This window comes from Caldibacillus sp. 210928-DFI.2.18 (assembly GCF_020554505.1).
GTDB classification, from domain to species: Bacteria; Bacillota; Bacilli; order Bacillales; family Caldibacillaceae; genus Caldifermentibacillus; species Caldifermentibacillus hisashii.
Map to the genome: position 1 here is coordinate 1 of NZ_JAJCHL010000095.1, position 11,410 is coordinate 11,410.

An 11,410-nucleotide genomic window follows, 5' to 3' on the forward strand; every position below is an offset into this window, starting at 1 on the left:
CGCAAGCCCCCACTTCAAACAGACCGTTAGGTCGTTAAGTGGTGGGTTGTTGACGATACAAACTTAAGAAATATGATTATAGAAGAATTAAGGAAGGATGATTTGGAAGTTACCAATTCCAGTCCGACTAACTTGGAAATCAACCCTCTTGGTATTAATAAAGGGTCGGCTTTGGAAAAAGTGTGTGATAGGCTAGGGTTTACGATGGATCATGTGATGGCTGTTGGTGACAGCTTGAATGATATTTCTATGATTAAGAAAGCAGGTTTTGGGGTTGCCATGGGTAATGCACAAGATACCGTGAAAAACGCAGCCGATTGGACCACAGCAACAAATGAAGAAAACGGTGTTGCAAAAGCGATTTATGAGGTATTGGGAAGCTGTTAATTCAATATGGAAGTAGATTTTTAAAACCCACAGTTTTTTGTGGGTTTATTTGCATTTAATGATCCTAGGTTAATTGACTCCGGAAATGAAGAGGAAAAGGAGGTGGGGAATCTCGACTTTCTCATTGAATGAAGTTCCACTTTTGAAAAATGATAATGGCCGCCACCATTTGTAAGTCTCCTTAATATACTAGTAAAAAAAGAAGCTAATTTATTGACGTTCTACCAAACCTTTTTCCACACTTTTTTGAAACCATTATTAATGGAGGGAAGTTTATATGTTTACGTACTATGATGTGGTCATTATTCCCTTAATTTTAGGAGTCGTAGAAGTGTTTAAACGATTAGGAATGCCATCTAAGTTTTCACCACTCGTTTCCCTTGTTCTTGGGATTTTATTTGGTATTTTTTATTTGTCGGCTCCTTTGAAAGAAGGGATTCTTGTTGGCATCATGCTCGGGTTATCTGCAAGCGGGTTATATAGTGGGACAAAAAATTTAAGGGAAAAAAAAGAGGAGAACGATTGTTAATATTTCCATTGACGCACTCGTCGACCTGTAGAATATTAGGAATTGCCCCTAGAAATTCAACAGTAGAAGGATATTATTTAACAGTAGGGATACACAATTCACCAGTGTCTCCTTATAATTCAACAGAAAAACAAGAAAATTCAACAGTCGGAACCCCAGATTCACCAGTCCCCCTGATATTCAGCAATAAAACCAAAAAAACAACAGGAAATATAGTGTGCCTAGATTCAAGTTTACAAAACCGGTTTTTGGTGTTAACTGGATAATTAAATGGTATTATGTTAAAAGAACATATTGATTTATATTGGAAAGGTGTCTTTAATGGAGGAACGGAAAACGGAATTCACAAAAAAATATGAGGGTAACAACAGTCAAGGAAGCAAATCAAACCAAGAATCGACGTTCTACCCGTTTCCTGCGGGAGCGACAAAAAGAAAGATTCACAAAACAAACTTGGCTGATACAAAAACAACCATTGATTTAGTAAAAAATAGTGAAAAAGATGCATATTATTTTCGGGCACTTGAAAAAAGAGGGATAAAGTTAAATCAATCACAACTTGAGGCTGTTCGGCATTTCACTGGTCCCGCACTTGTCTTAGCCGGCGCCGGCAGCGGAAAAACACGGGTATTAACATCACGTGTAGGATATTTAATCGCTTATCATCAAGTCGCTCCAAGCCAAATTCTGTTACTTACATTTACTAAAAAAGCAGCCGACGAAATGAAGGAAAGACTTTCCACATTACCGGGACTTTCCTGGCAGATGGTGAGACATATTTTAACGGGAACCTACCATTCAATATTTTTACAAATATTACGCGGACAGGGGGATCGACGGCAAATCCAGCAATGAAAAACATAAACATACGATACTAAAAATAATCATGAAGGAAATGAACCTTTCAGATGCATATGAACCGGAAACACTTGTAGCCCTTTTATCTCATTATAAAAATAAAATGTTGCAAGTTAGTGATCTGCCTGAAAAGTCACCAGTCGACAAAGAAATAAAAGCGATTTTGCAAACTTACGAACAAAGGAAACGAGAAAACAATTATATGGATTTTGACGACATCCTCCTTGACGCCTACCATTTGTTGAAGAATCATACGGGTCTATTACATACACTTCAAGGGCGCTTTCAATTTATTTTATGTGATGAATGGCAAGATACGAATCCGATTCAGTATGAACTGATAAAAATGTTAGCAGCCCCCCAAAATAACCTTTTTGTGGTGGGAGACGATGACCAGACGATCTTTGAATTTAATGGGGCAGATTCATCCATCATTTTAAATTTCAGTAAAAACTTTCAAGAAACGAAAACATATTATTTAAATGTTAATTACCGGTCCACAACAAGCATCGTTGGATTAGCAAATACGATTATTTCATTTAATAAAAATCGTTATGAAAAAAAGTTGGACGCAACAATGGAAAGTGAATTAGATCCATCTTTTATTCGTCCAAGTACAGCGGATGAGGAAGCAACGATAATCATTGAAAATATTTTATCAGCAGTTCATCGAGGGCAGAGGAATTTTAAAGATTTTGCGATACTATATCGAAATAACAGTAACAACCGGGCGATTTTTGATGAACTTGTTTTACGTGGCATCCCTTTCGTCACTTTCGGGTCTTCCTATACGTTTTATGAACACGGCCTCATTAAACCGGTCCTTGATCATTTGCGGCTGGCTATTGATGGGCGTAATTTGGACGCAGTTAAAGGAATTTTACCGACGCTGTATCTAAATCGCGAAAAGACTGGATTATTTATCGAGGAAAGAGATTTATTTCATCCGGCAAAAAATTTATTAATCCATGCATTGGAAATCCCGTACCTCAAAGAATTTCAAAAGAAACAAATCAGGCAGCGGATTCAGTTAATCGAAAAAATAAACCAGAAAAAACCAATGAAAGCCATTAGGGCTATCAGGCAAGTTTACGACAAATATATGGAAACGGATGAACGAAAACATGTGACTACCCATAAAGAGATCATGCGTGAGATGCTTGCTGAACTCGAATCATCTGCTCGACGTTTTGAAACGGTTTCGGAGTTTTTACGTTTTGTCGATATTATTATTGAGCGTAATAAGGAGATGGAAAAATTAAGAAAAGATCCGGAAGCAAATGTCGTGAAATTGATGACGATTCATAAAGCAAAAGGTTTGGAATTTCCGGTTGTTTATTTGCTTGGAGCCTCAGACACGATTTTACCTCATAAATCAGCTATTGAAGCAAATGTGAGAGAAGATATGATTTTTAATGAGAGGAAGAAAAGTGATCCGGCTATTGAAGAAGAACGAAGACTTGTTTATGTGGCAGTTACCAGGGCAAAAGAAGAATTATATATTAGTTCACCGGCTGAGTATCGGGGAGAAAAATTGAAAGTTTCCCGATTCCTTTTAGAAGCATTCACCGACCCGGAAGCCGAACGGGATCAATCGGTTTGGGGACGAACACGATCAAACTCAAAACAACAAAAAGGAGAAAAACGGCTGGTAGAATCTATCTTAGTCTGGGACTGTAAAAATCCTAAATGTAATGCCTGGATGCGGATTGATTCTTATGAAGATTCCCTTTTGGAAGAAAAGTCATGTCCACTTTGTAACGAAAAAATGGAGCAAAGTATTAAGGATATATATCGCTAAATTTTCAAGAACGTTGTCTTATTGTCTTAGAAACCATGAATTCAGGAGGAATTTTTTTCCCCTGCTATTAATCTGATATAACCTTCCTAAAAAGCTGTATTACCGCTTTTAGGGAGGTTATAACCATTCCTAAGCCAGAGTGTATCCGATTTCAAATTCCTTTTATGCATAACTGATTTGATTCCGCCCATTATTTTTTGAACGATACAAACATTTATCGGCTTTTCCTGTCGAATGTGTCAGGTCATTAATGTTCTCGATTGGGCACACACCAAAAGACAGGGTGAGATCGATCTTTTCATTTGTGTCTTCCAGATAAAAAGACGTTTTCCTAACTTTATCTTGAAAAGCCGTTACGATTGATTGAATATCTTTCTTTTTTTCCATCTCAATAAAAAATATAAACTCCTCACCGCCATATCTGCAAATGAGTATATTTGCTCCGGTTATTTGGGCTGCCAAGTTTTTGAACACATCTGTCAACTGTTTCAGGATGCCATCTCCATTCAAATGACCATATGTATCATTAATATGCTTGAAATAGTCGATATCAGCCATGACAATATAATTTTGCATAGTTGGAGAAAAATGATTTTTAACATATGTCATGATTAGCACCCAAAAAGGTTTTAAGGAAAGATTTGCACCAAATATAGTACTAACAATTTTTATCAAGACACAATATATTGTCATTTGAGCGTAAATGTTTTTGAAAAATGGGCTTTTTGGGTGATAACCATTAGGTGAAAAAATCCAGTAAGAATTAAATATTTTTACCTTGACTTTTATGAAAAAGAGGGTTAAATTATATTTTGTACTAAATGACTGAATCGTTCATTTGGTCAATCAGGGTGGTGATTGTTGGTGAAAGTGGATCGAAAAAAGCAGATTGTTGATGCAGCGGGGAAATCATTCGCACTATTCGGTTATAAAGCAACTTCGATGGAACAAATTGCGAAACTGGCAAATGTCGGGAAAGGTACCATTTATACATTTTTTAATAATAAAGAGGATCTGCTCCATTATATTATGGAAGACTTAATTAATGAAATGCGGGTAGCTGCGGAAGAAACATTTGAAGCAGGTCTGTCCTTTCATGAAAATGTTCATCGTGCCATCTATAAAATGTTGGAATACCGTGTCAAGCATCAATTGGCAATAAAATTATTTGAAGAAGCCAAGTTTGGCACACCTGAAGTTGTTGAAGCGTTGAACAATTTTGAAGAGGCGATCATTAATTACATTACCAATATTTTAAAACAAGCGATAGAAGCTGGAGACATCCGTCCATGCAATCCAAGAATAACCGCATTTGCTATTCTAAAAGTTTACGTTGCATTGATTTTTGATTGGGAAAAAAATAATCCTTCCTTGTCGAAAGAAGAACTTGCTGAACTTCTGGATCTTTACATTTTCCAAGGCATATCTGCCAATCATTAAAAGGTAGATTTCATGTATGGGAGAAAATTAGGATTGTCATAATCATGATGATCTTATCATTTATTCATAACTTGACCAAATGACTGTTTCGGTCAATTAGTAGTAAGAGGAGGTAATTTCCTTGAATGGCATAAAATTATTTGGAAAAGAAATCCAACAAATACTCAAGGATAAAAAAGTTTTGATTCCAATCATTGCAATTCTTTTCGTACCGCTTATTTACGGCGGGATGTTTATTTGGTCTTTTAAAGATCCTTATGCAAAAATGAGTGAGCTTCCTGTCGCAGTTGTTAATTTGGATAAAGGAGCCACAATGGATGGAAAAGAAATGCATATTGGTAAAAACCTGGTAGATAACTTAAAAGATAATGATTCCTTTGATTTCCAAATTGTTTCAAAGAAGAAAGCAATGGATGGTCTTGATGATCTGACTTATTATATGATCATCGAAATTCCTGAAGATTTCTCGGAAAATGCAACAACTTTATTGGATGATTCTCCAAAAAAACTTCAGCTGAAATTTATGCCAAATGACAGCTATAATTTTCTTGCCAGCCAAATTGGTGAAACGGCTGTAATAAAAATTCGTGATTCAGTTTCCGCTGAAGTTTCAAAAACATATGCTGAAACAATGTTTGATACCGCAATGAAAATGGCGGATGGTTTCCAATCTGCCAGTGACGGGACAGGGAAACTGAATGAAGGTGCGAATGATTTAAATGAAGGAGCAAAGACATTAAAGGATAATTTGCAAACTTTAGCAGAAAAATCAGTTGAATTTACGGAAGGTATTCAAACTGCCGGAGATGGAACAAAGAATTTAACTAATGGTGCAGGAAAACTTTCAGGTGGGATTGGTCAATTGAATGATGCCGGGAGTCAACTGTTATCTGCATCAAAAGATTTAAAAGCAGGGACAGATGCACTATACGATGGAATTAATTCAGCAAGTACAGGAATTTCAACAATCAATGGAAAATTACCTGAATTGATTGAAGGAACCGATAAAGTCAAGAATGGGATTACAAGTGTTCAGGCACAACTACCTAATCAATTGGCAAGTGGCTTGAGCAGTCAATTGCCGGCTCTTGTCAAACAATCGAGTATCGCTTCCGCAGATGAGATGGCAAATCAATTGGCAGACTTTATCATTCAATATCAACAACAACAATTGGCCGCACTGCAACCATTGATTCAACAACTTCCACCCGAACAAAGAGAACAGTTAGCTGGATCCGTTGATCGAACAGCATTAGTGAACCAACTGAAGCAACAAATTATTGCCGGAATTAACAATAACAGTAGTTCAACAAATACGAATGAACTTACCGGGCAATTGGCTGCTCAAATTAAGGCGTCAACAGATCCGGTATTTAATCAGCTAACTGCCGGCCTTCAACAAGTACAGGAAGGTCAAAAAGCATTACAAACCGGTATTAGCCAGCTGGCTCAAGGTTCACAGCAGCTAAAACAAGGTGCTTTACAATTAAGCAATGGCCAAACTCAATATTTATCAAGTTTTGGTTTATTTACGCAAAAATTAGGTGAAGCCAAAGCAGGCGCTGATCAATTAGCTTCAGGTGCCAATCAATTGAATGCCGGCATGGGTCAATTAGTTGATGGCTCCGGTCAATTAAGTTCTGGTGCAGGTCAATTGGCAGAAGGTTCCGTTCAACTTGCTGACGGTATAAATCAATTGCAAGCCGGTACCGATGAGTTGAATAAAAAATTAAGTGAAGCTGCTGATGAAGCAAGTTCACTGCATGCCAATGATAAAACGTATGATATGATGGCAAGCCCTGTAGAAGTTGACTCGGCGCATATCAATAAAGTACCGAATTACGGTACTGGATTTGCACCATATTTTATATCATTAGGTTTATTTGTCGGTGCATTATTGTTAACCATTATTTTTCCATTGGTTGACTCGGCAGGAATTCCAAAAAATGGTTGGAGTTGGTTTGTAAGTAAATTGGCAGTAATGGTAACGATAGGAGTCATTCAATCGTTATTCATCGCAACGCTCGTTTTGTATGTCTTGGATATTGATGTACAAAATGTTCCGCTATTTTACTTATTTACGATTTTTACCAGTTTAACGTTTATAACACTAATTCAATTCTTAGTTACTTTGGGAGGCAATCCGGGACGTTTCATTGCAATTTTGATTTTGATTTTACAGTTAACATCAAGTGCAGGTACATTCCCGTTAGAAGTAATACCGAAAGCTGTCCAATTCTTTAATCCGCTTTTACCGATGACTTACAGTGTGAAAGGATTTAAAGCAGTCATTTCAAGCGGAGATTACAGCTTTATGTGGCAAAATGCCGGTATTTTAGCGATATATATTATTGGTTCGATGTTAATTTCACTCGGCTATTTTATCTGGAAATTTAATCAAAAATACAAAAACAATGAAGCCGAACATCATCACAGCTTGTCAGTTTAATAGAAAATAAAGGTCTTTCCATAAGAGAACAATATTTGTTCTTAAAGGAAAGGCCTTTTTTGATACAAGACCGTTAAAGCTAATGGAGAAACACTGATATTCAGCTCTATAAAAAAGTTATGGTAGCACTAATATATCAATTGAAGCGAGCGCTAATTGTTTATACACCCATCGACAGAGAAACTAGAATAAGTCCAATCGGCTTTATTACACAAAATGAAGATGAAACAAACCCAAACCGTCCAAAAGACACTCCCCGACGCCCTTCATTGAAATCTATCGTTCTATCGTTTTTCAACTATCTTTATACTTTCGCTATACTGAAAAAAGCTGTATTAGATCAGCCTTTCAATCGAGATATTTTCGGTTCGTTTTAATGCAATCCGTGTACGACCGTCATGCACTTGGATTGAAACCGGTTGTTGAAAGAATGCGGACAAATTAGTTTCTGTCAAAATTTCATCTGTTTGACCGGAAGCGATAACTTCTCCACTTCGTAACAAAAGAGTATGCGTAAATACAGGCAAAATTTCTTCTACATGATGCGTAACATAAATGAGCGTCGGTCCCCCAGGTTCATTTGCTATTTTTTCAATAAATCTTAGAAATTGTTCCCTTGCTATTATATCCAATGCGGTACAAGGTTCATCCAAAATTAATAGCTCAGGGGATGCCATCAATGCCCGTGCAATTAGAACCCTTTGCTGTTCACCTTGAGATAATGACTCATAGTTCTGATTCATAAATTTTTCACAAGCTAATAATTTCATTAAATAATGGGCTTTTTCTATATCGCTTTCCTGTATCGTGTCATACAACCCAATCGATCCGAATTTCCCGCTTAATACAGTAGATAATACCGAATCATTTGGCCGAAATCGCTGCTGAATGGAAGAACTAACCCAGCCGATTTTCTTCCGTAATTCCGGGATATTTGTTTGCCCAAAAGTTTGATCCAGTACACGGACACGCCCCTCTGTTGGCCAAAGGTATCCGTTAATAATTTTTAATAAAGTTGTTTTTCCCGAACCGTTTAAACCTAAGATACTCCAATGTTCCCCTCGAATAACTGCCCAAGAAACATTTTTTAAAATTGTTTTTCCTTCTCTTTTAAGCGAAATGTTTTCCAGTGAAATCAATCGTAGTTCCCCCTGACATTTTTTGAAAATGGAAAATAGCAGAACTTATTTGTTTTGAATGTAAATAATTATAACAGAAAAATCAGGCGATAATGCAATGGAGATCCTTCGCTTTTAATTTTTTTCACATAGTGCTCTCTAAGTTCTGAAATCATATTTCAACATAGTTGGAAAGATTAAATGACTATTTTTCTATGTATCTTTAAAAATTGGGAAGTCAAGCATAATAACAAGTAATTTGGCTTTCCAAAAATGGCAAGAAATCCTACAATAGGAATAGTTGGACGATAATGAAAATAATGAAACAAAGAAACGAATGAACTGTTTTTCTTGGAGAATTTTAGGGGATTATATTTATCCGAGGGGGAAATGACATGTGGAATAAAACAGAAGTAACCAACAAACTATCAATCAAATTTCCGATTATACAAGCAGGAATGGCCGGGGGAATCACGACTTCTGAACTTGTTGCCGCTGTATCAAATGCTGGTGGTCTTGGGATGATCGGTGCGGGTTATATGACTCCGGAAGAATTAGAGTCAAATATTCAAAAAATAAGGGACTTGACTTCTAAGCCCTTTGGTGTCAATCTGTTTGTCCCTGAAAAACCTGATGTCTTACAGGAGGAAATTGAAAGTGCAAATCAGCTGCTGGAACCTATCCGGCAAATGTTAGGAATCGAAAAAAAGAATGATGTTCCGCAAATCGATACCGCTGTTTTTGATGAACAGATTCAAATCGTCTTAAAATATGAAGTACCTGTTTGCAGTTTTACGTTTGGCATTCCTCAGAGAGAAATTATTGATAAATTAAACAATAACGGCATTATCCCAATTGGAACAGCCACAACAGTAAAAGAAGCAATAATGAATGAAGCGGCTGGAATGAATATGATTGTGGTCCAAGGTAGTGAAGCCGGGGGGCACAGGGGTAGTTTTGCAGAATCCTTTGACCATTCAATGATCGGAACAATGGCACTTATTCCGCAAGTAGCGGATCAGGTTTCTATTCCTATTATTGCAGCCGGCGGTATCACGGATGGCAGAGGAGTTTTAGCTTCTCTAGTATTGGGAGCGAAAGCAGTTCAAATGGGGACAGCCTTTGTTACCTGTAAAGAAAGTGGAGCAAATGAACTGCATAAAAAAGCAATATTAAACGCTACCGAAGAACAAGCAGTCATCACTGGGGCATTCAGTGGTAAGCCAGCTAGGGGATTGAACAATGCGTTTATCAAAAAAATGAAAGAGCATGAGACCATTTTTCCTGCCTATCCAATTCAAAACATGCTTACTCAAGATATCCGGTCAGAAGCCGCAAAACAGAAAAATAAAGAGTTTATGGCACTTTGGTGCGGGCAAAATCCTCGATTAAGCAAAAATTTGCATGCTGCAGAATTAATCGAAATGATAACAAATCAAGTAGAGACCATTATAAATAAATTCTAATTAATAAATGGGTGATTATGGAAGCGGGATGGGTATTCAATTATGTAATAATATAAGGTAAGATTTCAAAAACAAATAACAGTATACTTTTCCCTTTAAACCGATCATGCATCCCATCATATATATAAGGTAAACGAATATGGGAGTCGAATTCATTGGAAAAGGGATTGAAGGCTGGGGAGAAATGGTATCCGGTACAAAAACCCGTACGGTAGTAGCCGGCGCCTATGAAATAGCTGATAGAATTATTGGACGCAATCCTTTAGAAATTGAAAAAATTTGGCAAGAACTTTATCGGGTATTTTTCAGAGGCGGCCCAATTAACATGACAATTATTTCCGGTATTGAAATGGCGCTATGGGATATTAAAGGAAAATACTACAATGCACCAATTTATGAGTTACTTGGCGGATCTGCCAGAGATAGAATTAAAGTATATTCGTGGATCGGCGGGGATCGCCCGGCTGATGTAGTAAAAGATGCACAAGATCGTGTGACCCGAGGCTTTGACTCCATTAAAATGAATGCAACTGAAGAATTACACTATATTGATTCTTTTAAAAAAATTGATGCAGTTGTAGAAAGAGTCGCTTCTTTAAGAGATACATTTGGAAACGACTTAAATATCGGTGTCGACTTCCATGGTCGTGTTCATAAACCAATGGCAAAAATTTTGGCAAAAGAATTGGAACCATATCGCCCGATGTTTCTGGAAGAAGTTGTTCTACCTGAGAACGAAGAAGGTTTTGTCGAAGTGGCAAAACATGTATCCACTCCGCTTGCAACCGGTGAGAGATTATATACACGCTGGGGCTTCAAAAATATCCTAAACAGCGGTGTTATTGATATTATTCAACCTGATGTTGCCTTAGCGGGCGGTATTTTAGAAACTAGAAAAATTATTGCGATGGCCGAAGCGTATGATATTGCCGCGGCACCCCATGCACCATATGGCCCAATTACATTAGCTGCCACTTTACAAATAGATGTTTGCAGCCCGAACGTATTCATTCAAGAACAATCACTGGGAATTCATTACAATAAAGGCTTTGACTTGCTCGACTGTGTAAAGAACAAAGAGATTTTCCAATACAAAGATGGTTATGTTGATATCCCGACAAAACCAGGTTTGGGACTTGAAATTGATGAAGACAAGGTAAAAGAAGTATCTGCTGAAGGTCTTTATTGGACAAATCCTAACTGGAAAAACTACGATGGTACAAAAGCTGAGTGGTAAGCTCATTTAGGCCTAGAAAAATGATAAAAAGAATTTGAGAGAAAACGAATCCAATAAGGGTTCGTTTTCTTTAGCTAATAGGAAAGTATAAATTTTTCAATTTCTACTTTCCTAACGCATAAGTG

9 protein-coding genes and 1 pseudogene are annotated in these 11,410 nt (G+C 37.1%); 8 read left to right on the forward strand and 2 right to left on the reverse strand.

Features of this window, described 5'->3' with window-relative positions; all coding sequences use genetic code 11:
- Positions 1-48 precede the first annotated feature (48 nt).
- The 4 genes and pseudogenes from LIZ98_RS15065 to LIZ98_RS15080 all read left to right on the forward strand — a co-directional run.
- A pseudogene (locus tag LIZ98_RS15065) lies at positions 49-387 on the forward strand (HAD-IIB family hydrolase); the annotation flags it as partial.
- Between the two features lie 277 nt (positions 388-664).
- Complete coding sequence (locus LIZ98_RS15070) at positions 665-916, forward strand: hypothetical protein (RefSeq protein ID WP_041846524.1); 252 nt, start codon at positions 665-667, stop codon at positions 914-916.
- Positions 917-1,237: 321 nt separating this feature from the next.
- Positions 1,238-1,771, forward strand: coding sequence for a UvrD-helicase domain-containing protein (locus tag LIZ98_RS18020; protein WP_255602272.1), 534 nt, complete (start codon positions 1,238-1,240; stop codon positions 1,769-1,771).
- Between the two features lie 40 nt (positions 1,772-1,811).
- Positions 1,812-3,575 carry a 3'-5' exonuclease gene (locus LIZ98_RS15080; RefSeq protein WP_375293591.1) on the forward strand — a complete coding sequence of 588 codons (1,764 nt, stop codon included), beginning with the start codon at positions 1,812-1,814 and terminating at the stop codon, positions 3,573-3,575.
- 162 nt (positions 3,576-3,737) lie between these two features.
- Here the strand turns inward: LIZ98_RS15080 and LIZ98_RS15085 are convergent, their stop codons facing one another.
- Entirely contained in the window at positions 3,738-4,184 is a 447-nt protein-coding gene (locus LIZ98_RS15085) for a GGDEF domain-containing protein (RefSeq protein ID WP_052480314.1), read from the reverse strand.
- A gap of 255 nt (positions 4,185-4,439) precedes the next feature.
- Between LIZ98_RS15085 and LIZ98_RS15090 the strand changes: the two genes are divergently transcribed.
- Together LIZ98_RS15090 and LIZ98_RS15095 are read left to right on the forward strand one after the other, a co-directional pair.
- On the forward strand, positions 4,440-5,015 hold the full coding sequence (locus LIZ98_RS15090; RefSeq protein WP_162835729.1) for a TetR/AcrR family transcriptional regulator: 576 nt from the start codon (positions 4,440-4,442) through the stop codon (positions 5,013-5,015).
- A 121-nt stretch (positions 5,016-5,136) separates the two neighbouring features.
- Positions 5,137-7,464: a YhgE/Pip domain-containing protein gene (locus tag LIZ98_RS15095; RefSeq protein WP_227140128.1), complete on the forward strand. Its 2,328-nt coding sequence runs from the start codon at positions 5,137-5,139 to the stop codon at positions 7,462-7,464.
- Positions 7,465-7,799: 335 nt separating this feature from the next.
- Here the strand turns inward: LIZ98_RS15095 and LIZ98_RS15100 are convergent, their stop codons facing one another.
- Positions 7,800-8,603, reverse strand: a complete 804-nt coding sequence (locus LIZ98_RS15100) for an ABC transporter ATP-binding protein (RefSeq protein ID WP_227140127.1) — start codon at positions 8,601-8,603, stop codon at positions 7,800-7,802.
- A 374-nt stretch (positions 8,604-8,977) separates the two neighbouring features.
- Here LIZ98_RS15100 and LIZ98_RS15105 point away from each other — a divergent pair, with 374 nt between their 5' ends.
- Positions 8,978-10,048, forward strand: coding sequence for an NAD(P)H-dependent flavin oxidoreductase (locus LIZ98_RS15105; RefSeq protein ID WP_216406522.1), 1,071 nt, complete (start codon positions 8,978-8,980; stop codon positions 10,046-10,048).
- A 139-nt stretch (positions 10,049-10,187) separates the two neighbouring features.
- Positions 10,188-11,285, forward strand: a complete 1,098-nt coding sequence (gene dgoD / locus LIZ98_RS15110) for a galactonate dehydratase (RefSeq protein WP_227140126.1) — start codon at positions 10,188-10,190, stop codon at positions 11,283-11,285.
- The last annotated feature ends 125 nt before the right edge of the window (positions 11,286-11,410 follow it).

What these genes read in the sequence shown, in the direction of transcription:
- LIZ98_RS15070 (WP_041846524.1), top strand. Translation starts at nt 665, where the DNA reads ATGTTTACGTACTATGATGTGGTCATTATTCCCTTAATTTTAGGAGTC.
- LIZ98_RS18020 (WP_255602272.1), top strand. Translation starts at nt 1,238, where the DNA reads ATGGAGGAACGGAAAACGGAATTCACAAAAAAATATGAGGGTAACAAC.
- LIZ98_RS15080 (WP_375293591.1), top strand. Translation starts at nt 1,812, where the DNA reads ATGAACCTTTCAGATGCATATGAACCGGAAACACTTGTAGCCCTTTTA.
- LIZ98_RS15085 (WP_052480314.1), bottom strand. Translation starts at nt 4,184, where the DNA reads ATGACATATGTTAAAAATCATTTTTCTCCAACTATGCAAAATTATATT.
- LIZ98_RS15105 (WP_216406522.1), top strand. Translation starts at nt 8,978, where the DNA reads ATGTGGAATAAAACAGAAGTAACCAACAAACTATCAATCAAATTTCCG.
- dgoD (WP_227140126.1), top strand. Translation starts at nt 10,188, where the DNA reads ATGGGAGTCGAATTCATTGGAAAAGGGATTGAAGGCTGGGGAGAAATG.